21 protein-coding genes, 1 tRNA gene and 1 pseudogene are annotated in these 21,916 nt (G+C 63.7%); 8 read left to right on the top strand and 15 right to left on the bottom strand.

What is annotated here, in order from left to right:
- Positions 1 to 72 precede the first annotated feature (72 nt).
- Positions 73 to 711, bottom strand: a complete 639-nt coding sequence (locus LB520_RS28045) for an FMN-dependent NADH-azoreductase (RefSeq protein WP_224640097.1) — start codon at positions 709 to 711, stop codon at positions 73 to 75.
- Positions 712 to 824: 113 nt separating this feature from the next.
- Between LB520_RS28045 and LB520_RS28040 the strand changes: the two genes are divergently transcribed.
- Positions 825 to 1,772: a LysR family transcriptional regulator gene (locus tag LB520_RS28040; RefSeq protein WP_224543514.1), complete on the top strand. Its 948-nt coding sequence runs from the start codon at positions 825 to 827 to the stop codon at positions 1,770 to 1,772.
- On the opposite strand, the gene LB520_RS28035 is transcribed toward LB520_RS28040, so the two are convergent.
- Positions 1,714 to 2,340: a TetR/AcrR family transcriptional regulator gene (locus LB520_RS28035; RefSeq protein ID WP_224640096.1), complete on the bottom strand. Its 627-nt coding sequence runs from the start codon at positions 2,338 to 2,340 to the stop codon at positions 1,714 to 1,716. The two genes, LB520_RS28040 and LB520_RS28035, sit on opposite strands and share 59 nt — an antisense overlap.
- A 66-nt stretch (positions 2,341 to 2,406) precedes the next feature.
- Here LB520_RS28035 and LB520_RS28030 point away from each other — a divergent pair, with 66 nt between their 5' ends.
- Entirely contained in the window at positions 2,407 to 2,832 is a 426-nt protein-coding gene (locus tag LB520_RS28030) for a VOC family protein (RefSeq protein ID WP_224640095.1), read from the top strand.
- Between the two features lie 15 nt (positions 2,833 to 2,847).
- Here the strand turns inward: LB520_RS28030 and LB520_RS28025 are convergent, their stop codons facing one another.
- Positions 2,848 to 3,795, bottom strand: coding sequence for a S1C family serine protease (locus LB520_RS28025; RefSeq protein WP_224640094.1), 948 nt, complete (start codon positions 3,793 to 3,795; stop codon positions 2,848 to 2,850).
- Between the two features lie 160 nt (positions 3,796 to 3,955).
- On the opposite strand from LB520_RS28025, the gene LB520_RS28020 reads away from it, so the two are divergent.
- The 3 genes from LB520_RS28020 (at position 3,956) to LB520_RS28010 (ending at position 6,458) form a co-directional block, all read left to right on the top strand.
- The gene (locus LB520_RS28020; protein WP_224640093.1) at positions 3,956 to 4,831 is read left to right on the top strand and encodes a S1C family serine protease; all 876 of its coding nucleotides are present in this window, start codon (positions 3,956 to 3,958) and stop codon (positions 4,829 to 4,831) included.
- Between the two features lie 8 nt (positions 4,832 to 4,839).
- Positions 4,840 to 5,484, top strand: coding sequence for a helix-turn-helix transcriptional regulator (locus LB520_RS28015; RefSeq protein WP_095766639.1), 645 nt, complete (start codon positions 4,840 to 4,842; stop codon positions 5,482 to 5,484).
- 107 nt (positions 5,485 to 5,591) lie between these two features.
- The gene (locus LB520_RS28010; RefSeq protein WP_224640092.1) at positions 5,592 to 6,458 is read left to right on the top strand and encodes an SDR family oxidoreductase; all 867 of its coding nucleotides are present in this window, start codon (positions 5,592 to 5,594) and stop codon (positions 6,456 to 6,458) included.
- Positions 6,459 to 6,473: 15 nt separating this feature from the next.
- Here the strand turns inward: LB520_RS28010 and LB520_RS28005 are convergent, their stop codons facing one another.
- Both LB520_RS28005 and LB520_RS28000 read right to left on the bottom strand, forming a co-directional pair.
- On the bottom strand, positions 6,474 to 6,992 hold the full coding sequence (locus LB520_RS28005; RefSeq protein WP_224530384.1) for a TIGR00645 family protein: 519 nt from the start codon (positions 6,990 to 6,992) through the stop codon (positions 6,474 to 6,476).
- 419 nt (positions 6,993 to 7,411) lie between these two features.
- Positions 7,412 to 9,871: an OmpA family protein gene (locus LB520_RS28000; RefSeq protein ID WP_224640118.1), complete on the bottom strand. Its 2,460-nt coding sequence runs from the start codon at positions 9,869 to 9,871 to the stop codon at positions 7,412 to 7,414.
- 193 nt (positions 9,872 to 10,064) lie between these two features.
- Here LB520_RS28000 and LB520_RS27995 point away from each other — a divergent pair, with 193 nt between their 5' ends.
- Both LB520_RS27995 and LB520_RS27990 read left to right on the top strand, forming a co-directional pair.
- Positions 10,065 to 10,511: a YcgN family cysteine cluster protein gene (locus LB520_RS27995; protein ID WP_095766643.1), complete on the top strand. Its 447-nt coding sequence runs from the start codon at positions 10,065 to 10,067 to the stop codon at positions 10,509 to 10,511.
- A 355-nt stretch (positions 10,512 to 10,866) separates the two neighbouring features.
- Positions 10,867 to 11,220, top strand: a complete 354-nt coding sequence (locus LB520_RS27990) for a hypothetical protein (protein WP_095766645.1) — start codon at positions 10,867 to 10,869, stop codon at positions 11,218 to 11,220.
- Between the two features lie 265 nt (positions 11,221 to 11,485).
- Here the strand turns inward: LB520_RS27990 and LB520_RS27985 are convergent, their stop codons facing one another.
- Positions 11,486 to 12,196: an SIMPL domain-containing protein gene (locus LB520_RS27985; RefSeq protein WP_095766646.1), complete on the bottom strand. Its 711-nt coding sequence runs from the start codon at positions 12,194 to 12,196 to the stop codon at positions 11,486 to 11,488.
- A gap of 219 nt (positions 12,197 to 12,415) precedes the next feature.
- On the opposite strand from LB520_RS27985, the gene LB520_RS27980 reads away from it, so the two are divergent.
- Positions 12,416 to 12,491: transfer RNA gene (locus tag LB520_RS27980), tRNA-Ile, on the top strand.
- 83 nt (positions 12,492 to 12,574) lie between these two features.
- Here the strand turns inward: LB520_RS27980 and LB520_RS27975 are convergent.
- The 9 genes and pseudogenes from LB520_RS27975 to LB520_RS27935 all read right to left on the bottom strand — a co-directional run.
- Positions 12,575 to 12,748: pseudogene (locus tag LB520_RS27975) on the bottom strand (tyrosine-type recombinase/integrase); the annotation flags it as partial.
- Positions 12,749 to 12,835: 87 nt separating this feature from the next.
- On the bottom strand, positions 12,836 to 13,669 hold the full coding sequence (locus LB520_RS27970) for a hypothetical protein (protein WP_224640091.1): 834 nt from the start codon (positions 13,667 to 13,669) through the stop codon (positions 12,836 to 12,838).
- 152 nt (positions 13,670 to 13,821) lie between these two features.
- Positions 13,822 to 14,529: a hypothetical protein gene (locus LB520_RS27965; protein ID WP_224640090.1), complete on the bottom strand. Its 708-nt coding sequence runs from the start codon at positions 14,527 to 14,529 to the stop codon at positions 13,822 to 13,824.
- A 127-nt stretch (positions 14,530 to 14,656) separates the two neighbouring features.
- Positions 14,657 to 15,835 carry a DUF6361 family protein gene (locus tag LB520_RS27960; protein WP_224640089.1) on the bottom strand — a complete coding sequence of 393 codons (1,179 nt, stop codon included), beginning with the start codon at positions 15,833 to 15,835 and terminating at the stop codon, positions 14,657 to 14,659.
- Between the two features lie 106 nt (positions 15,836 to 15,941).
- Positions 15,942 to 17,228: a hypothetical protein gene (locus LB520_RS27955; protein ID WP_224640088.1), complete on the bottom strand. Its 1,287-nt coding sequence runs from the start codon at positions 17,226 to 17,228 to the stop codon at positions 15,942 to 15,944.
- A 31-nt stretch (positions 17,229 to 17,259) separates the two neighbouring features.
- The gene (locus LB520_RS27950; protein WP_224640087.1) at positions 17,260 to 17,970 is read right to left on the bottom strand and encodes a TfuA-like protein; all 711 of its coding nucleotides are present in this window, start codon (positions 17,968 to 17,970) and stop codon (positions 17,260 to 17,262) included.
- Positions 17,967 to 19,202: a YcaO-like family protein gene (locus tag LB520_RS27945; protein ID WP_224640086.1), complete on the bottom strand. Its 1,236-nt coding sequence runs from the start codon at positions 19,200 to 19,202 to the stop codon at positions 17,967 to 17,969. The genes LB520_RS27950 and LB520_RS27945 overlap by 4 nt, the downstream gene beginning before the upstream one ends.
- A 14-nt stretch (positions 19,203 to 19,216) precedes the next feature.
- Positions 19,217 to 19,783, bottom strand: coding sequence for a hypothetical protein (locus LB520_RS27940; RefSeq protein ID WP_224640085.1), 567 nt, complete (start codon positions 19,781 to 19,783; stop codon positions 19,217 to 19,219).
- 9 nt (positions 19,784 to 19,792) lie between these two features.
- Positions 19,793 to 21,715, bottom strand: coding sequence for a BTAD domain-containing putative transcriptional regulator (locus LB520_RS27935; RefSeq protein ID WP_224640084.1), 1,923 nt, complete (start codon positions 21,713 to 21,715; stop codon positions 19,793 to 19,795).
- Positions 21,716 to 21,916: the final 201 nt, after the last annotated feature.

The following is a 21,916-nucleotide window of genomic DNA, read 5'->3' as shown; positions in this document are numbered from 1 at the left end:
GTAGGGGGCGAAAATGCAAAAAAGAGGCGGGCGCTGGCGGGCGCCTGCCTCTTTTATTTCCGGCATCGGCGGTCAGGCCGCGGCGGCGACCTGGTCAGCCGTGGCGGCGGCGATCGCGTCGACCTTGGCGGTGGCCTTGGCAAGCGCCGCCGTGACGGCATCAGCGCCCATGCCGACGCCTTCGACGCGGATGACTTCGATATCGGTCATGCCGAGGAAGCCGAGCACGCTGCGCAGATAGGGAACCGCATGGTCCATCTGCACCGCGGCGCCTTCCGAGTAGATGCCGCCGGAAGCGAGCACGATATAGACCTTCTTGCCGTTGACGAGGCCCTTCGGGCCGTTCTCGCCATAAGCAAAGCTCTTGCCGGAGCGGGCGACATGGTCGACCCAGGACTTCAACGTCGAGGAGATGTTGAAGTTGATGAAACCTGTCGCGAGGATCACGGTGTCGGCAGCGAAAAGCTCGTCGAGCACGGCGTCGGAAACACCGACGACCTCGGCCTGGCGCGGCGTGCGTGCTTCGGCCGGCGTGTAGATGCCGGTGGCGTAGTCAGGATCGATATGCGGCAGCGGGTTGGCGACGAGATCGCGCACGACGAGCGTGTTGGACGGATCGGCGGCAGCGAGCTTGTGGGCAAGATCGGTGGCGACGCGGGTCGAGTGCGAAGCGGCGCCGCGCGGGCTGGAGGTAACGAGAAGAATAGACATGGCGGTGTCCCCTTGGGGTTGGATTGAAACTTCCCCGCCAATATGGGATTGCTGCCTCATCAGGATAATGGGTATAATATGCATACAATCCATCAACAAAATGGATGGGAAGCATGCAGCCGAACCCGACATTGGATCAGCTCCAAATTCTAGTGGCAGTGGCCGATACCGGCAGCTTCTCGGCCGCGGGGCGCAAGCTCAATCGGGCGCAGTCGGTGGTGAGCTACGGCATCGCCAATCTCGAAGCGCAGCTCGGCCTGAAACTGTTCGAACGCGAAGGCGTGCGCGAGCCGCAACTGACCGATGTCGGCAAGGCGATGCTCGAAGATGCTCGGCGCATGATCGGCGTGCTGCATCGCATCCGTTCGCGCGCCGACGGCTACCGGCAAGGGCTGGAAGCGGAAGTGGCGATATCGGTCGACGTGGCGCTGCCTTCGCCGGCGCTGGTGCGCGTGCTCAAGGCCTTCGAGGCGCAATTCCCGGCGGTCATGCTCCGGCTTTATATTGGCTCTCTCGGCCTGATTGTCGATCAGGTCGTCAACGGCCAGGCGGATCTTGGCTTCGGCGGCTTGCAAGGCGATGCCGATGTCAATCTGCTGCGCATCGGCTTCATCTCGCTGGTGCCGGCTGCCGCACCCGATCATCCGCTCGCGAAGCTGCCGAAGCCGGTCGGGATCGAGGATCTGCGCGAGCACATCCAGCTTGTCGTCACCGACCAGTCGGAGCGGACGCGCGGCCGCGACTATGGCGTGTTTGCCTATCGCACTTGGCGGCTGACGGATTTGCGCACCAAGCACGCGCTGATGCGCGAGGGGCTTGGCTGGGGCGGCCTGCCGCGCTGGCTGATCGCCGACGACCTGGCCAGTGGCCGGCTGGTCGAGCTCGATCTCGAGCCTTACCGCGAAGTCCGTTCGCCGATGTACGCCATGCACCGCAACGACCGCAGCCCCAAGCCGGCAGCGACTTGGCTGATCGATGAGTTCAAGCGGCAGCTTGGCTGCTTCAACGAGACGGAGCCGGGCGTGTGGACGGAGGAGGGGCCGCAGACAAGCCGTCCATGAGCGCGATCAGCACCGCGCGGTAATCCGCGGCGGATCCACCGGCCTCGATAGCCAGAGCCGCCCGGTCGAAGGCAGCCGCCAGCAAAGCGGTCAACGCCTCGGCCGGCAATCTGGTCATCGCTTGCGCGCGCATTGCCGCGATCAGGCCCTCGCGCAGCGAGCGGTTGCCGTGGCGGTTGTCGATCTCGTCCATGGCGGCGCGGCCGAGCACGGCCGGCCCGTCGAGCAGCAGAAGCCGCGTGCGGCCGGGCGCCTGCATTGCCTCGAGATAGGCGTCCGAGCCTGCGACCAGCGCGTCGCGCGCGGACAGCGAAGGCGGCGAGGCATGGTCGATCTCGGCCGCAACGGCCGCTGCTTCCTGCTCGACCACTGCCGCGAACAGCGCCTGCTTGTCGGCGAAGTGATGGTAGAGCGCGCCGCGCGTCACGCCGGCCTCGGCGACGATCTCCGGCGTGCCAGTCTCGGCATAGGACTTTTCCGTAAACAGCTTTCGCGCCGCCCGGATCAGATCGGCGCGCGTCGCCTCGGTGCGGTCGCGATTGGAGCGGCGTCCGGACTCTTGTTGCATACATGCAGCCTGTATGTTATTTGCATTTACATGCAGACTGTATGTTGGATGAGAGGAGAAGGAAAGATGAGGACGACAAGCTATTATCCGGTGCTGATGACGGATGATGTCGCAGGCACTGCGGATTTTTATGTCGAGCATTTCCGCTTCGAGCCGCTCTTTGAGAGCGACTGGTATGTGCATCTGCGCTCCAGTGAGGACAGGCGCGTCAACCTTGGCATCGTCCAGGGCGACCATGAGACGATCCCGCTAGAGGGGCGGGGGCGCACGTCGGGGCTGCTGATCAATTTCGAGGTCCGCGATCCCGACGCGGTCTATGAGCGGATTGTCGCCGCTGGCCTGCCGATCCTGCGCAGCTTGCGCGACGAGCCCTTCGGCCAGCGCCATTTCATCACCAGGGACCCCAACGGCGTGCTGATCGACGTCATCAAGCCGATCCCGCCAAGCGAGGAGTTCCTGGCGCAATATGCCGAAGGCGCAGCCGGGAGTTAGACCGGCTGGGCGATCTCAGCTCGTCCGCGCTACCGGCGTCACCGTCACCTGGCTGACGCCGGTGCGGCGCACGACCGTGCAGAGCGTCTCGCGGCCGATGCGCTCGGCGTCGAGCATACGCACGAGGTCGTCGACGCCGGTGACCGGCCGTCCGTCGATAGCGGCGATGATGTCGCCTTCCTTCAGGCCGGCCTTGGCGGCGGGACCGTTCTTATCGACGCTGCGCAGGCGCACCGCCGTGTTCGTGGTCACCTGCGACAGAAGTGCCGCACGGCGCGGCAGGTTGGTCGTGTCGGCGGAAATGCCGATGAAGGCGCGACGCACGCGGCCGAAGCGGATGATTTCCGAGATGACGAAATTGGCGGTATTGGAGGCGACCGCGAAGGCGATGCCTTGCGCGCCGTGGATCATGGCGGTGTTGACGCCGATCACCTCGCCCGCCGACGATACCAGCGGTCCGCCCGAATTGCCGGGATTGAGCGCGGCATCGGTCTGGATGACGTCGTCGATCAGCCGGCCGGTCGAGGCGCGCATCGAGCGGCCGAGCGCGGAGACGACGCCGGCGGTGACGGTCCATTCGAAACCGAGCGGATTGCCGATCGCAATCGCGATCTGGCCGCGGCGCAGGCGCTTGGAATCGCCGAGCGGTGCGATGTCGGCAAAGCTGCCGTCGGCGCGCACCAGCGCGATGTCGGTGTCGGGATCGCGGCCAAGCACATGACCTTCGCGCGAAGCACCGTCCGGCATGGTCACCCGCACGGCGCGCGCGTCGCCGACGACATGGAAGTTGGTGACGACCAGCCCGTCCTGCGCGATGACGAAGCCGGAGCCGTGGCCGCCGGCGCCGATGCGCTCGATGCGGCAGACGGCTGGGCCGATCCGGTCGACGGCGTCGGCAACGGATGCCGAATAAGCATCGAGCAAGGTGTCGTCGGATGGAAGTATTTCGGCTGCGAAAGCCATCGGCGTGTTCCCTCGTAGAATGATGACTATATGTGCGGAGCAGCCGCAATTGCCGCGACCTGACCAGATGGCCAGTCCGGCCGGCGACTAGCCGTCAGGCGAGTACCCGCGGCGGTGTTACCGAGCGATATCTGGGTCACCGAACCCAGGAGACAGTCTTATGAGCGACTTCAACCTCAGTGCCTTTTCCGACGCGATCGCCGATGTCGCGGCCACCGCCGCCCCCGCGCTGGCGAGTTTCGTCACGCACCATCACCGCACCGCGAGCGCCTTCCGTTGGCGCGACGGCTATTTTGTCACCGCCGAGGAAGCGGTCGAAGCCGGCGAGGAGATCGAATTGACGCTGGCTTCCGGCGAAACCGTCAAGACCGAGCTCGTCGGACGCGATCCTTCGACGGGCGTTGCCCTGTTGAAGCCTGCTTCCGGCGCTGCCGGGTTGCCGCAACTGGCTCAGGCCGGCGCCGTGCGGCCCGGCCATATCGCGATTGCGGTCGGCAACAGCGACGGCGCCGCGCTTGCGGTGCTCGGCACAGTCGGCGAGGTCGGGCCGGCGTGGCGCTCGATGCGCGGCGGCACGATCGACCGGCGCATCAACCTTGCCATCAACACCGGCGGGCGCTTCGAGGGCGGGCCGGTGCTCGACGCCAAGGGCGGCGTGATCGGCATGCTCTTGTTCGGGCCGCGCCGACGGGCGCTGGTGATGCCCTACGAGACGATCGAGCGCGCGGTCGCGACGTTGCGCGAGAAAGGTCATGTCGCGCGCGGCTATCTCGGCGCCGGATTGCATCCGATCCGCAATGGCGACACGAAAGGCGCCATGGTGATGAGCCTCGACGATAACGGCCCGGCCAAGGCCGCCGGCCTGCATGTCGGCGACATCATCGTCGCCTGGAACGGCGAGGCGGTGCATGGTCCGCGCGAGCTTATCCGCAAGCTCGGGCCGGACAGCGCCGGCACCACCGTCACGCTCGGTGTTTCAAGCGGCGGCGCTGAGCGCGATGTCTCGATCACCATCGGCGAGAAGCCGCTGAGCTGAGAGGGTCTATGGCAAACAGCGCAGCACAAGCAGTCGCGAGACCGGAGCCGGCAATTCACCGGCTGACGGTGCTGGTCGCGCTCGCCGATGCCCAGCGCGCCGAGCAACTTGCCGATGCGCTGGCCGCGAGCGACGATCTGGCGCCGGCCTTGGCTGGAAGCGGCGTCGGCCAAATGGCGGATGTCGCCATCGCCGATGAGGCCGGCCTGGAAGGCTGGGTCGTCAGTTCGGCCACCCCAATCGTCCTGCTTTCGCGGCGTGCGGGCAGCGAGCAGGTGGCAGACAATGTGCTGGCCGTGCTGCCTGCCTCCGCAGATGGCCTGCTGATCGCCGCCGCAGCGCGGTTGGCGGCCTCAGGCTACCGCGTCGGCAGGGCGGCGCCGTCGGAGGCGCATGGCGATTTCCACGATGACGAGCCTGCCGAGGAAGAGACGCCTGATGACAACCAGCCTCGCCCGGCTTTGTCGCCGCGCGAGGCGGAGGTGCTGGCGCTGCTCGCCGAAGGCGCGCCGAACAAAGTCATCGCCCGGCGGCTCAACATTTCCGTCCACACGGCGAAGTTCCATGTCGCCGCCATCCTGATCAAGCTCGGCGCCGCCAACCGCACCGACGCGATTGCGATCGCGATGCGGCAGGGATTGGTATTGGTCTGACCCCGCCCGCGCACGACGTTGCGTAATCTCGGCCCGCCCTCTTCGGCTCTTGCGCCAAGTGTGTCGCCCGCGCAAGTTGCCTTCCCAATTGAAGAGGGAGGCAAAAAATGTCGCTCAACGGAAAGACGCTGTTCATCTCGGGTGGATCGCGCGGCATCGGGCTGGCGATCGCGCTGCGCGCGGCGCGCGACGGCGCCAATGTGACGATCGCGGCCAAGACCGCCGAGCCGCATCCGAAGCTGCCGGGCACCATCTACACGGCAGCCGAAGAGATCGAGCAGGCCGGCGGCAAGGCGCTTCCGCTGCTTTGCGACATCCGGGACGAGGTCCAGGTCGCCGATGCGGTGGCAAGAACCGTCGAGCGGTTCGGCGGCATCGACATCTGCGTCAACAATGCCAGCGCCATCCAGCTCACCGGCACGCTGGAGACCGACATGAAGCGCTACGATCTGATGCACCAGATCAATACGCGCGGCACCTTCCTGGTCTCCAAAATGTGCATTCCCCACCTTAAGTTGGCGAACAATCCTCACATCCTGAATCTGGCGCCGCCGCTCGACATGAAGGCCAAGTGGTTCAAGAACCATGTCGCCTACACAATGGCCAAGTTCGGCATGTCGATGTGCACGCTGGGCATGAGCGCCGAATTCGCCAAGGACGGTATCGCGGTCAATTCGCTATGGCCGATCTCCACCATCGATACCGCTGCCGTGCGCAATCTTCTGGGCGGCGCCACGGTGGCCGCGATGAGCCGCTCGCCGGACATCATGGCCGACGCCGCGCATGCGATCTTCCTGCGCCCGTCGCGCGAAGCGACCGGCAATTTCTACATCGACGAAGAGGTGCTGCGCGCCGAAGGCGTGACGGACTTTTCGATCTATGCGCCAGGCGCGGCCGATCAGCTGGCGGGCGACTTCTTCGTTCCCGACGAGGTGTTCGCGAACTCGCAGACGAAGGTAAAAAGGATCTACTGACGGACCGGGTCCGCCTCAATCCATCTCGGCCTTCTTGCCCTTGGCGAGCGCCATGACGCGGTCGATATAGGCCAGCATCAGCGCCGAAACGACGAAGGCGAGGTGGATGATGGTCAGCCACATCAGCTGGTCGGTCGTGTAGGACACCGAATTCAGGAACACCTGCAAAAGGTGGATGGAGGAGATGGCAACGATGGTCGAGGCGACCTTGACCTTCAGCGAGCCGACATCGATTGTGCCCAGCCAATGGACCTCGCCGTCCTGCTCGTCGAAGCGGCTGACGAAATTCTCGTAGCCCGAGATGATCACCATCACCACCAGCGAGGCGACAAGCGCCGCGTCGATCAGACCGAGCATCTTCAGGATCGTGTCGGTGTCGCCCAGCGTGAAGGCGCTCATGACGAACTCATAGAGCTTCTTGCCGAAGGAGAGCGCGTAGATCGCCAGCGCGACGCCGAGCCCGAGATAGAAGGCGACCAGCAGCCAGCGCGAGGCGAGGATGACGGATTCGATGGCGAGTTCGAGACGCTTCATGAAGGCTCCGGTCAATTGCGATAGAGCGTTTCACCGTTTCACGGAAAGGCGAACCGCTCTATCTTTTGTTTTGACGCAAGTCCGGACGGAAGGCTACGGCGAAGGCGCCGAGCCTAACCGCTCCCACTGTTCCTGGAATTGCTCTGGACGTATTTCGGCCAGGTGACACAGGTTTTCAAGGCAAAAAACCCCGCCGGGGAGGGGGCCCGGCGGGGCTCAACGTGTCCCGCTGGAGTCGGGACAGGGCAGGGAACGCCCTGTCTGGAATCTGGGTGCCGCAATGCGGCGATTCAATGAGCAGGCCGGTCAGGCAGGACAATTCTTCTTGAGCCGGTAAGGAAAAAAGGCCCGTCCGAAGCGGACGGGCCCGTCTTGCGCGCTGATTCTGCAGATCCGGGCAGGATCTTGAAATCAAACGCTCATTGTTGCTCGCTGTTGCTCGCCACCGGCGCCACCAGCGAGGTGATGCGGCGGATGGCGACACGCCGGTTCTCGCGGTTCGGACCGGGCGTGTTCACCTTGAGATACTCCTCGCCATAGCCCTGCGTGGTGAGGTTCTCGGCCGGGATGCCAAAGGCGTTGGTGAGCGCCTCGGCCACCGCCTCGGCGCGGCGGTCCGACAGAGCGAGGTTCGCGTCCGGCGTGCCGACGGCGTCGGTGTGGCCTTCGATCAGGAAGGTCTCGGCCGGGTTCTTCTTCAGAAGCTTTTCCATGGCGGTGGCCACGCCTTCGAGCTTCTGCACCTCGGTGTCGGAGATGGTGGCCGAGCCGAAGTCGAAGTTCAGCGTGTCGAGGTCGATACGCCGGGCGATGTCGCGCACGCGGGCCGAGCGCTTGACCTCGTCGATCGAGTAGAGACGCTGCACCCTTTCCACAGGTGGCTGCTCGAGGAAGGTATAATATTCGTCCGGATCCTCGACTTCCTCCGAATCCAGGATGTAGTCCCGGCGCGGAATGTCGAGCCGCATCGGCGGCAGATCGTCGCCGGGATCGCGCCACTCGTCGACGTCGTTATAGTAGCGCTCGTCGACATAGCTCAGCACGTATTCGCGGCCATCCGATGTAACGCGAGATCGCCGGATGACGTCGCCATTACGGTTGCGGATGGTGATGATCCTGACGCCGTTATCGCGCTCCACGATTTCGCGGGTGCGGCCGCCCGAAAGATCCTCGTAGTAAACATCCCTGGCGCCGCGGGTGATGCGAGGAGCTTCGTTGCTTTCCACGAATGTCTGGTTGTTGAACTGAAGGATCACCCGGTCGCCGAACTGCTTCACCACGTCGGCACCCTGCGGCCGGCGGCGCTCACGGACAACCTGCTCGGGCGTAAGCTCGATCCGCTTGCCTTTCTCCTGGTCCACTGGGACGATCTTTTCGGGCTTGATCGCCTGCTGCGCCGACTTGTCGTCGGTGGGCGGCGGCCCCTGATCGACCGGAGCCGGCCTCTGCGCCTGCTCGCCACCTTGCTGCTGTCCGGCCTGATTGGCGTTCTGGCCGTTGCCGGCCTGGCCATTTTCGATTTGAGCGCCACCGGTCTGGGCTCCGCCGTTCTGGCGGTTGTCGTTGCGGCCCCGGTGCTTGCGGATGGCATCTTTCTGGCTGTCCAGGACGGGCGCCTCGTTCGGATTGGCGGTTTCGCCCTGCGCGGCGTTGCCGTTGGCAGGCTGGTTGTTGTTCGCCGGCTGATTGCCATTGGCCGGCTGCTCGCCGGTTGCGGGTTGCTGCTCGCCGCTGAGGGGCTTGCGGCCGGTCTTTGTCTGCTCTCCGGTCTGTGGCTGTTCGCCGGTCGCGGGTTGTTCACCTGTCGCGGGCTGTTCACCCATCGCCGGCTGTTCCGCGTTCGGCTTCTTGCCACGCTTCTTGTTGTCCTGGGCCTGTTCGCCCTGGGCCGGCTGTTCGCCATTCTGCAGCGGCTGGGCCTGCGGCACGGGCTCACCGGCCGGCGCCCGCTTCTTGGCCGGCTCGTTGGTCTGCGTCTGCTCGGTCGGGGCGGTCTCACCCTGCTGGTTCTGCTTAAGCTTCTTCCTGAGCTGATTGCCGCCTTGCTGGTTGTCGTTGGCGGGAGCAGTCTGTTCGGTCGGGGCAACCTGCTCGCCGGCTTGGCCGGCGGGCGCACCCTCAGTCTGCTGCTGATCGTGCTTGCGCTTCTTGCGGCCCTGGTTGCCTTGCTGCTGGTCGCCGGCGGCAGGCGCGACCTGTTCCGCGGGCTGCTGGTCGGCTGGCGCCGCTTCGATCTGCTGCTGGTTGCGCTTCTTCTTGCGCGGCTGCTGCTCCTCGGCCGCGGGCTGGCCGCCCTGGTCGGCGGGTGCAGCCTCGATCTGCTGCTGCTGGTCACGCTTCTTGCGCGGCTTGAATTGCTGCTCGTCGGCCGCCGGCTGGCCGCCCTGGTCGGCGGGTGCTGCCTGGATCTGCTGCTGTTGATCGCGCTTCTTGCGTGGCTTGAATTGTTGCTCGTCGGTCGCAGGCTGGCCGCCCTGGTCGGCGGGTGCCGCCTCGATTTGCTGCTGTTGGTCGCGCTTCTTGCGTGGCTTGAACTGCTGCTCGGCCGGTGCAGCTTCCCCGGACTGGGCGCCCTCCGTCTGCTGCTGGTCGTGCCGCTTCTTGCGCGGCTGTTGCTCGGATTCGGCGGGCGCGGCCTGTTCGGCCGGCGCCGATTCGTTTTGCTGCTCGCGCTTCTTTCTACGCGGCTGTTCGGCTCCGCCTTGCGCGCATTCTTCGGCCGACTGGCCTTCGGCGCAGGCGGCCTGAGCCAGCACGAGCGGCGCTCCGTGCAGGCCGCCGGAAGCGACACCCCCCTGCAGCGGGTACGCGCCCAACGGCGCGGATGCCATAAGCAGGCCGATTGCCGTGCCCGCCAGAATCCGTGGTTGGCGTTTCATATCGATTTCTCCTAATGGGGTCCCATCCCTGCCCAAACTTTCATCAACCATAATTGGTTCCGTCAGGCATTGGCGCCAACCAAGGATGCCTGGCCGGCCTTTTGAAGGCAATTTCGTGTTTTTCTAATGTTGATACTGGGTCGCCGCCACACAGCGCTTGACCGGAAGACCGCGGAGGGCCAAATCCAGCCAAATGACCGCGCCATTCTGGAAAACCAAGACGCTTGAGGCGATGACCCCGGCCGAATGGGAATCGCTTTGCGACGGCTGCGGCAAATGCTGCCTGTCCAAGCTCGAGGATGAGGATACGGGCGAGATCTTCTGGACAAGCGTGGGCTGCAGGCTGTTCGACGCCGAGAACTGCCGCTGCTCCGACTATGCAAACCGCCTGGCGCGGGTGCCCGATTGCGTCGGCCTGACGCCACAGAATGTGCGCACCATCACCTGGCTGCCAAAAACCTGTGCCTACCGGCTTATCGCCGAGGGCCATGATCTCTACTGGTGGCACAGACTTGTTTCGGGAAGCGCTGAGACCGTGCACGAGGCCGGCATCTCGATCCGGGGCCGGGTGAAGGCCAAGGAAACCGATCTGGCCGACCCGGACGATTATTTTGACTACATATTGGACGACGAACCTTAGCAGTTCGCGTCTGGACGACGAACCCTGATGGGTTCGCGTCTAGATGATGACGAACCCTGACGGGTTCGCACTTGGATGACGAACGCTGACGAGGCGCTTTTGACGAGCAACGACGAACCCTGCGGGTTCGCGTTTAGAATCCTGAAGGGCCTCGCTTTTAAGCACTTACGAGCGACGAACCCTGGCGGGTTCGCGCCTAAGGGGTTCGCGGTTTTGGCACGAGCGACGAACCCTGGCGGGTTCGCGTTTATATGAACCGGACATGAATGGCCGGTTCGCGGAAGGTTCAGATGCAAAAAGGCATTTTCCAGTCATCGGTTCTACGGGCGACAGCCCACAATAAGGAGAGAAGACGATGTTCAACACGATCAGGACGGCAGCCCTTTCGGCCCTTGTCGGGCTTGGCACTTTGACCGCCATTCCGGCGCATGCGGACAGCCTCTATCTCGGTTTCGGGGACAGGCACGACCCGCGTTTCGGCATCTACACCGGCGACGATGACGGTTATCGCCGCGACTGGCGCCGCGACCGCGACTGGCGCGGCTGTTCGCCGGACCGCGCCCTCGACAAGGCCGAGCGCATGGGTCTGCACCGCGCCCGCATCGTCGACATCAGCCGCCGTACCGTGAAGGTCGCAGGCCGCCAGTATGGCGACCGTGTCGTGGTGGTGTTCGCCAACGAGCGCGGCTGCCCGATCATCTATCGCTGAGGCTGAAAGGGCGATCCGTTCGAGGATCGCCTATGCGGACGATCCTCTGCGAGGATCGCCTATGAGTAGCTGAGCCCCTCAAGATGAGGCGCGGCTCGAAAACGCCCCGCAGGATGATCCTGCGGGGCGTTTTGCTAGAGCGTTTCACCGTTTCACGGAAACGGCGAACCGCTCTATCTCTTTGTTTTGACGCAATTCCGGACGGAAAACCGCTCACACTTTTCCTGGAATTGGTCTAACGGCATGTCCGCGGCTGGGCCGGATGTCACCTCAGCTCGAAGGTGACCGTGACCTGGACGTTGTAGGAATTCTCGCCGGCCTGCACGGGGACGGCCGAACGGGCCGCATCGAACGACTTCGCCGCCATCGGCATCGGCACCGGCGCGACATTCTGGTCGGCGATCTCGAGCACCTTGCCCAGACTGACGCCCGCCGCTTCGGCGAGGGTCTTTGCCTTGGCCATCGCGTCGGCGACGGCCTTCTTGCGCGCCTCGGTGATCGTGGCCTTCGGATTATCGTTGGTAAAAGCAATGCCGCCGCCCTGGTTGACGCCGAGCGACACCGCCTTGTCCAGAATCTCGCCGGTCTTGTCGACGTCGCGCACGCGCACCGACAGCGTGTTGGTCACCTGATAGGCGACGAGCTCGGCTTCCTGGCTGCCGTCGGCCTTGTTGGTGTAGTTGTAGCGCGGGTTGATCTGGATGCCGGCGGTCTGCAGGTCGCGTTCTGCAATGCCGGCGGATTTCATCGCCGCGATCACCGCCGCCATGGCGTCGTTGTTGGCGTCGAGTGCTTCGCGCGCGCTCTTGGCCTCGCGCATCACGCTGAGCGAAAGGATCGCCATGTCCGGCGCCACGGTCGCTTCGCCTTCGCCGGACACGATGATGCGTGGCGGAGGCTGGATGTCGGCGGCGCTCGCCAGCGCCGGGAACGCGACCGCGGCAGCGAGCGCGATGGGCAAAAGTTGTCTGGTCATGAAACTCCTCGAAGTCTGTGGTCCGCCCCCCCGTGCCGCATCTGCCTCGACCCGCAAAGGGCGCCGATTCCTGCAGTGCGGTGCAAGGGCTGGACCTTTCTCGCGCCATATGGGCGCAGGCCGCTCTACGGCGCGAATATGGGCTGATTTTGGCCTTTTGCGCCAGAGCTTTCGAAAGCCTTGTGCGACGACAAGAAAAACACTAAGCCAGCCCGCGTGGGGCCTGTAGCTCAATGGTTAGAGCCGGCGGCTCATAACCGCTTGGTTGGGGGTTCGAGTCCCTCCGGGCCCACCATTATCGTTATTTATCAATGCTTTATAGGGTGGTTCGCCACGAGGTTCGCCAATAGGTTCGCCAAGCATCGGCTTGCGCGTGACCAGACGCACGACGCGGTCCATCCCCTGGACCGCCAGCCGAACCTGCGAGGCCTCGCGCGAATACAGTTCGGCATGGTCGATATCGTCGTGCCCTAGTACGTCCATGAGCTGTCTGGTCGAGGCCTCGGCCTCCGCCAGATAAACACCGAGCGACTTCCGCAAGCCATGCAGTGTCGATTAGGAATCGGCGGCTGCCGCTCGCCCTAAGGGAAGCCTCCGCAGCAGTCGCGGTTGCGCGCTGAAAAGCTCGCGGCACGCTCGTCATGGCTTTTGTACCAGCACGTCACGCGCGATCGCCCACGTTTCCCGCAGTGCGACTAGGTCCCTCCGGTCGCGTTCGGAGAGATGCTCGCTGTGCGCGATAATCGCCGTGACATAGCGCTCCAGCATGCTATCAACACGCTTCAGCTTCTCATGCTCATCGTGGCTCCAGGCCGAGAGCATGTCTTCGAGCGCGAAGCCATCATGCCTCCAGCTGTGGCGGTGCGAGGACCCGCCCGGCGCCTCCTCGGCATCCCAGTCATCCTCGGTTCCCGCGCTGCCCTCTGGCTCGAGCATCTCGCGCAGCCACGCCTGGAGACCGGCTACGCTTAGAAGGCGGCTGATCGCCGCCGAGTCGCGCTCGATGCCCGGCACGACTGCGACGCGCTGGAGCCAGGCGGCCGGGGCAGCGTCGCCGATCGATAGACGGAACTGAACAAGGTCAGTCTGGAGCGACAATGGCACCTCGCCCAGGACAACTGCCTCCGCACCGGTTGGCCAACTTTGGAGCGGGATAGTTCCAAGTCCGACCTCCAGCCGTCCTCCCGCCGGCAGGACCGGTGCTCGCGCACTAGTCAGGGTAAACGTTTTGGCGTCGCGCTGAAGAGTGAGCGGAAGCTCGGCGATGGTTAAGCGGAGCTCTTCCAGTCGTCGGTTGTCGACATCTGCTTGCGTTTCGGCCAGTGTGTCGAGGATGATAGGCGGGACCGGAAACGCTGATCCGACGATTGCGGCGACGCCATCGATTTCAGACTGCCCTCCGGTAAAGCGAGCGACAGCCTCCGCGTTTCGGGCCGACCAAGCGCGATCGGTCGCATTAGCGCTCCCGGTCACGATATCGATGCTCGAACCGCCGATTGCGGCAAAAAGCTTGGCGTGCAGGCCGGTGTGCTCTGCCGCGTTGCCTGTTTCGCCTTCCTGATCGTCCTGTCCAGGGACCGCTGACGGAATGGCCCTTTCATCGTCTCCTTCGGGATCCGGCGCGTTCAGTGAGAGGATCTTGAAATCGGCAAGAGCGGCCTTGCTCGCAGAGCCGAGCTTCCGAAGGGCCGAAAGAGTGGTGACGAGCTGCGGTCCCTGCTCATGGCTGTGGATTGGGCGAGCGTGGAAACGAAGCCGTCCTCGAGGAAGGGACTGACCACCACGAGCTTGCGCTTCTCACCGTCCATAAACGCCGGTACCGGGCGCGTTTCAGGAAGCCAGAGATCAATCGAGCGCACCTCGATGCCGGAGGGCGCGGTCCAGCGGACTGACCGCAATTCGCGCGCGAGACTCTCGGGATGGATGTTCGGCAGCTTGGCCAGTCTGGCAAGTTCGGCACCTAGGGTATCTATCCCGGCAATCTCCTGGCTACCTTTTCGCTTTTTTGTCTCGCCGTCGAGGACTAGGCCAAGATCGAGATCCCGGCTCATTGTGAGATTGCGGCTTCCGATCCAGAGGCGCCAGAACTGGCGCTGATCATTTTCATGGCAGATGAGCGCAAGCTTTGGGTGCCAGCTCGAAACGCGCTCGCGATAGTCCATTTCGACAACTAGCTGGTCGAGCACGGCGGTAATCTTCGGGAGCTTTCGGCCGCGATGTATGCGCCCGCGCTGCACGACGAACCGAACCTTGTCGCGAAGCGCCTCGAGCGCGCTCGCAAAATCGGATTTGTTGCCGCCACCATTGTCGCGTCCTCGCGCGTGGAGGTGCAACAGCGTGCCGCCTAACACGATGGGTCGGCCGAGTAGGAGGCGAAGAGCGCAAACCGGGTAGCCGCGAGCTTCGGCGGACGAAGCAGTTCTAGAAATGCCTGTCCGGGGAAGTCACGTGGCTTCTTGCTCATGCGCCGACCAGATCCGCAAGCAGCATCTGGATACGATCCCAGCGATAATGAAGCGGCTGAGCTTGTGGGTGCTCTGCGCTGGTCCACTCGGTTCGCAGGTCCACGGCAAACTGGGTGTTGGAAAGGCGCGCGCGGCGACCTTTGCGATATTGCTCAGCGTCCCGATACATAGGCTCGAGTTCCATTGGATCGGTCGCACCGCGCTTCAGCCAGTCCAGGGTGAGCCGGAGCGCCTCGGACACGGCAACAGGAAGATGCTTCACATCCTCGCAAAAGCCGGACCATTCGAGCTTCGCGGCCTGTTCGGCCCATCGGGAGACCACGGTCGGCAGCGCCGACCGCTGGATCCTGGAGGGCGGCGTCCCGTCACGCTCCTGAAGGGTTTCAACTTGGGCAGCGTAGATCGCGCGTCCGATCGCGGCAAGCGCCGCTGCTTGGCCGGCGCGTACGAGGACGGGTCGCTCCTTACCGGCAAGCTGCAGGACCTGGCGGCCCCAAGCCGTCCGGGTTCCGGCGATATCCTCTCCGACTAGTTGCGCCAGCACAGACTTCTCGCCCGGATTGTCCGGCGAGGTGAGGCTGCGAAGCCGCTTGGCGAGGAATGTCCTCTCAGTCTTCAGCAGCCTGAACGTGAGCGTCCCTTCGCCATCCCTTGCCCACTCGTTGGGTGCCTCGGGGCAGGCGAATGGCCACGCGGCGGTAGAGAGGGGTCTGCCCTCTTCATCTTTCAGCAGGGTAGATCGCTTTCCGGTGACCAGTCGCTCGACCTGATAGCGGCTGAGCGGTCCGCTTCCGTCATGCCCGCGCAATATGCCCCACTGCTGCAGCGCACCCCAATAAACCTGGCTCGGGCGCTGCTCGACCGGCTCGGGATAGTTGCGGCTGCCGATGACACCGCTCTCTCCCTTGAGGCGTCCGGTGAGCCTGTATTCGCGGTCCTTGATGCTATCCCGCGTGCTCCGGCTACTGGCAGGCTTGAGCTGCTCGTCGCGATAGAGCCAGGGGACGAACAGTACGTGCCGAAGACGCGTATGCAGCACCGACGTGCCTGGAAAGAAGCGGTCAGCGTACCGCTGGTGGATGGAAAGAAAGCCGATCTCGTCACGCACGCCCTGCTGGTCGGCGGCCATGAACTTCCGCGCCTCTCGCATCGCTTCCGGCGAAAGATATGTCATCCCGAATGACGCCACGATGACCCCTTACCCTGGAATGGATGGTGACGAAGCTGTCCGCAACTTCCCAGTCCGGTGCGTAACCAAGTTACCGGCGTCCGGCTCCGCGTCATTGGGATGGACAGGCCACTTCGGCCATACCCGTGCAAGCGGACTTCAGCTTCACCAGGCTGGGAAAGTACTTGGCCAGCGGCGAAAGTTCCTCGGCAAAACAGCCGTGATTGTCAGGCCACAGCGGCGCATGGTCTGTGGGTTTCGCTGGCCAGTATCCCGGAGGCATCGTCCTGTTGGCGGCCATCTCGATCACCCCGGCGCAAAACTTGCTACCCGACGTGACTTGGGGAAGGCCATGGCAGCTGAAGCATCCACCGGTGCCTTGAGGATCGATCGCGTCGAAATTGGTCCAGGGCGAAGGGCTATCTCCCAGGCCGAGGAACTCGAACTTCTGGGAGACCGGAACCTTGGCTGCGTACATCGACCTGACGACCATCCCGAGGGCTGTGCCCGGATGCACGATGAATGGATTGTTGCCCAAATGGCAAAGGTTGCAGAAGTCCCCATCCTTGGGGTGCACTAAATCGCTGAAACTCCGTTTCTGGAAATCTTCCCAGCTGATCCGTTTCGTAGATGCGCCGTCATAGATGACATTGTCGAAGAAGCATGCCTTTTGCTGCGAGCTGTCGGTGCAGATCGTTCCGACAAATTGCTCATCCCTGTCGGCTTTGCGCCGGACGAGGGCGACGCAGAACCCGCCGGAAGCAGCATCCTTGTACGTCCAGACCTCGCTGTCGTTCCAGTCCGAGCGGACGAAGTAGATAGCGGTGTCGGAGCCAAGGTGCTCGCGGAAAGTCCAAGCGGGATCGGTCGCGAACGAACCGGGTACAGGTACTCCGGCGTCGGTGCAGTTCTTCTGGTAGGCGGCAACCTCGTCGCGGTGGCTAGCGCCGGCCGATGCGCCGCTCTCCACGAGCACCGCACCTGCGCCCTGCCGCTTGATGATTTCATCCACCACCAGCCATCCGCGCACAAGCTGGCGGGCGACCTGGCGCTGCTGCACGATCGCATCAGTGTTGGCAATGGCTGCGGCCAACTCGATCTCGACAAAGTTCCTTTCCGCCTGCTCGTTCGCTGAGGTGTCCGGTCCACGCAGCCTTTCAGCCATCGCATGATATCGGGCCGAGGCGTCTGCAGTCAGTTTGGCCTCGACGCAGGAGTGGACACCCTTCAGCAGCGCGGCGCGATTAGCATCAGAGACATTAACTTCGACGAGCGACGGCACCTCGAAAATGCCGCCATAAGCAGCGATGAGGCCACATGAATCAGCCGAAGCCGTCTTTTCGGTTCCACTCCCGAACCACCACGCCGCGATGGCGAGGGCGACCAGCAAGGCGGCCAAGGCTGAGACGGTCTCCCGGCGCCGAAGCATCTCAGTTCCTCACCTGGTCGAGTAGTCGGGCCGAGAATGGCGTGTGCAGGAAAACGCCAGGCCTGAGACGGTGTGGAGGCGGCTTGCCAAGGCTGTCGATCAGCAGGAGGGCGTCGCGGGTCTTCAGCGCCGGCCCACTTGCCACGATCCAGTCGAGCGCCGCCTGCTGGAGCCCTCCGGGCAGGCCGGCGCCAGCCAACACCTGCTTCCATGTGCGCGACTTGAAATGGGTCCTGGACGCCACGGCCATCACGGCCTTGACGTGCGGCTCGTCTAGCACGCCGACCGCAAGCATGCGCTCCACGACGTCAGCTACGTCGACGAGCGGGACTGTCAATGGTAGATGGCCGATTTCGGCGGGACCGTGCAACACCGCCACGTCGGCATCGGCTATGCGCCGGCCCCAGCGATAGTCCTCGAAGACGCGGCCAATGCCGATCATGCCGAACTGCCAGCATTCGGCGGCCCGCAATGCGCCCATGCTGGCCGCGCCGAGCACGTTGCAACCAGCGTCCAATGCAAACAGAATCTCCTTGTGCCACACCGCAGGGCCGGATTCGAACACGCCGTCGATGAGGCCGATGACCTTGCGGCCTTCGAGAGCCGCACGCATCAGGTCACCGCAACGTGCCGGCCGAGCAATGTCGAAGTCCTGCCCGCCGCATACACCCGTGCCATGCAGGCTTGGCCCGGCAAAGACGAGCGCCCTCATGCCAGGCTCCACTGACGTAGAAGCTTGCCGGCAGCCCGTGCGGAATTCGGGTAGGACTCGGGTCGGCTGATGCTGATCAGATCATCGGCCAGCACACGCACCGCTTCGAGCCCGAATGGACCACCGCCAAGCGCGAAAACATAAAGATCGCCGCCCCCTAGTGTAACGGCCGCGATGGCATCGTCCAAGGCCGGATCTTCCTGGGGTGGCTTGCCATTGCCTGGCGGTAGGAACCGGCAGGTGCCGAACAGTCTTTCGGTGCTGCTGCCCGTCACGCCACGATATTCCCCCTCGAAAAGGTCGTCTCTGGCGCCGGAGATGAACAGAACCCGGCATTGTACCGCTTCAAGCAGGGCGGCTAGTGCTGCATCCTCCAGCCGTGGCCGGCAACCGTATCCGCTGAAATAGATGCGTTCGCGCGAACTGTCCTGCTGCGGCAGCAAAGCGGCCATCACCACCGGCAGGGCGCTGTCATAGCCCACGACACTGAAACGCGCTTCGATGCCTGTTGCGGCGATGCGTGACATAGCGCGAAGCAGGTCGTGGTCCTCGCCGGCAGCCAATTCGATATCGCTCGCCTTCCGCGCGGCTGGGGCAAGCATCGCGCCAAACAAGGCATCATCCTCGATGAGCTCGCCAAGCGCATGCGCGAACGCCGAGGCGAAATCACCGCCGGAGGCCAGGCCAGTCGAACTTATCCGGAAATCGCGCGTGTTCCATGGTGAGAGCGTAGCCATGTCCATGCCGATCAACTCATACGGGGCGTAGACCGGTTCGCCGGTCAGCCAGGACAAACCGCGGACCCAGGCAAGCTCCTTATCCGGCGGCAGGTGCCCCGCCGCGCATCGCGATTGGCGCTCGAGCGGCACGCTGCGCAGGCCGCGGCGCGCGAGCCCGATCTGCGTGTCAATGATCGCGGTCAAGGCGGAAGCATCTTCGGCCAGCGCCTGCTCGCAACTCTCCATTACCGCCGAAACCCAGGCGGCGTCGAACGTCATGCCCTTGCCGGAAGAAACCGAAAGCGAGCGCGACGCGGGCCTGACCGCCGAGCAGACAGGAATGCCGATCACGTCCAGATCGGTTAGGTCAGCGACCCGGGTAATGCCAAAGCAGGCAAGCACGGACTCCAGGTCCGCGCGCGTGAGCCGGCGCGGCGCCGGCTCCCAGCCCACGATTGTCCGGCTGCGAAACGCCTGCAACCGTTCAAATGCTTCCTCAACATCGGTATGCACGGAGGCCGACCGCCTCAGGGCTTCTCGGGCCACGGCGGCAGCTCATCAAGATTGTCGGAGGTCAGGTTGCTGATGACATAGGGCGGGTCGATCCGGGTGGGTGGCGCTTTGGCGTCCATATGGTCCCTGATATAGTCCCTGATGTCGACAGCTGGTCCCGCACTCCTCGCCTTGGCGACGATCTCTCCGGGGTCAATCGTCAGCGCCACGCAGAAGTCGACGTCGCAAACCGTGCCGTTGTTGCGAATCACACGGCCGATCGCCGCGGCGTTGTCGAGTTCCTCGAAAACCTTGCGTTCGTAGTCGAGATCGAATGTGCCATGGGGGTTATCCTTCACATCCTTGATCTCGGTCTCGCGCTGCTTGAGAAAATCCAGATGGACCCCGCGCAGGAAGGGCAGGAGTTCCTGCACGACTGCCCCATATGTGGTCATCCGATCTTTGCCCGACATCTGGTTGATAGCAGGATTCTTCAGGTCGTCGTCCGAATAATGGAGCACCATGACAGGGTCGGTGATCACGAGAGTCAGGCCCTGTTCCTTGTCTCCGATGATGAATGCACGAGATGACTTGGTGGACATATTTTCCTCCTATTTGATTCCGGCAATTCGCAACCCATCGATGAAAGGTTGCAGGTCGGCCCGCGAGCGGTGCGGCTGCAGCCTCGCCATGCCTTCCGCCGTCTCGCCCGGGTAGTTTTCTCGCAGTCGGCGCGCATAGCCGGCGGCTTCCGACCGGTTGCCGAGATGGCCATGGCTTGAAACCAGCAGGCGCAATACCGGCTCATCGTTACGCAGGCGCCCGCACAGCTCGATCGACTTGGCGTAGTCCGCCTGCGAGAAGGCAATGCTTGCCCCTGCCCACCAGTAGTGATCCGGCGGTGTGGGATTGAGGTCGATCGAGCGCTCGAACGAGGCCCATGCCTCGTCCGGGTCGCCGATATGGCCCAGCGCATCGGCGTAATCGAGCAGGATATCGGCGGAGTTCGGGTGGCGCTCGCGGGCCAGCATGAAGCTACCGAGGCACTCGTCGAAGTCATGCTGGTAAAGGGCGACCATGGCGCGGCGCCAGTAGCCCGCCGAGTTGGAAGGATCGGAGATAATCGCGCGCTCGGCAATGTCGCGGGCCTGAGCCAGCAGCGACGGATCGTTGCCACCAAGCAGCAGCCATTCGAGGTAAAGCGATCGCGAGACGCCAGAATAAGCGTCGGAAAATCGGCCGTCCTGCGAAATGGCTTCAGCATAGTAGCCCCGTGCGCGCCGGACGCTGCGCAGGTCGCAGGTCTGTAGCCTGTCCTGTCCCTTGAGGAATTCGAGATAGGCGGAGGCGTCTTCAGTGCGATCGGGCGACGCCATGCTATGCCGCTCGATGGCGCTCGACAGCTCGGATGCCACGCGGCTGACAAGCGCACGGTTCGAGCTGACGATCAAATCCCGCGAAAGCGGATAGTCGCCTGACCATACGATCGCGGCCGAGTTGGCCTGCACGAGGCGCACCGTGAGCTCGCTGCCACTTCGTCCGGGCCGCACAAAGGTACTCACGGCATAGTCGGCGCGCAGAGGCGAACTGCTGTCGAGGGCACCGCCGTCGCTCTTTGCCTGGAACGAACTGTGAGCCGCCAACGTCACCAAGCTCTTGTGCCGGGCAAGCTCATTTGCCGCATCCTCGACGAAGGCGCGCTGCAGGTTTTCCTCGCCAGACGGCGAAACCCAGTTCGGTGCGAGCAGGGCGACGCGTGGTCTGTGCGAAGATGGAAGCCTCTCAGGGTCGATGACTGCCGGCCCGACATCGATCGACCGTGCCGTAGCGCGCGCAAGCATGGCGCGCGTGTCCGACCTAGGTCCGACAGCCCCGTCCAAGCGAAGCACGTCGGTGAGCAGAGCAAACACGCGACGGGACTCGTCCGCCCGGCCGAGCGCCCCATAGGCCGCGATGAGGGATCTGTAAGTTTCCTCTCGGCCATTGTCGATTGCAAGAGCATGTCGCTCCAAGGCCTGGATCACGGATACGTTCGCATGGCCGTATCGAGTCAGCTCCTTCAGCGCTGCATGGGCGAAGCCGAAATAGCGTTCGCGCAGATAGGCGCGCGATACGCTGAACGGGTCCTCATGTGCCGGCCCCTCGATACTCTGCAGCAGGTCGCCCCTATAGATCTCCATGAGTTGCCGCAGCGAGTTCTCTCCACCAAGCGCATCGAACTCAAGGAAGCAACACACATCGATGCGTGAGGGGTCGGTGATCCTGAGCATCTTGTCGTCGACAGACATTATTGAGCCCAGGGAGGGCAATGCTTTCGACATGCGCAGTATCAGCTGGCGCATATTGCCCATATTGGCATGCGTATCATGACTATCCCAGAGCTGAGATGCGGCTTGGGCGCGGGTCATTGCCCGAGTTGGAGCCAACGCCAGCAACGCAATCAAGCAAAAGCCGCGCGACGGGAACGCCCGTTCCTGAAATCCTTGGTCGATCTCAGGATCTCCAAAGAGCCTTATCGCGAAAGCGTTGCTCATGTCCAAAATAACCCCGGCCGATCTCAACCTTCCGCCGGATCACTAGAAATATCAATAGTACTTCGCACTACTGCTCGCGTCAGGAGTTCGCAGTGTAACGCTCCTGTCACGCCGGTCGGTGAATTGTGCCGTCCAGCCAGTCAAATGGTCGTGCAACGAGCAATCTCCCAGCGCTTGCACCGCACTTGATCGGGGCGGGCG

Source organism: Mesorhizobium sp. CA12 (assembly GCF_020165255.1).
Taxonomy (GTDB): domain Bacteria; phylum Pseudomonadota; class Alphaproteobacteria; order Rhizobiales; family Rhizobiaceae; genus Mesorhizobium.
Note: the sequence above shows the minus strand (reverse complement) of the source record. Positions and strands in the feature narration are given on the sequence as shown.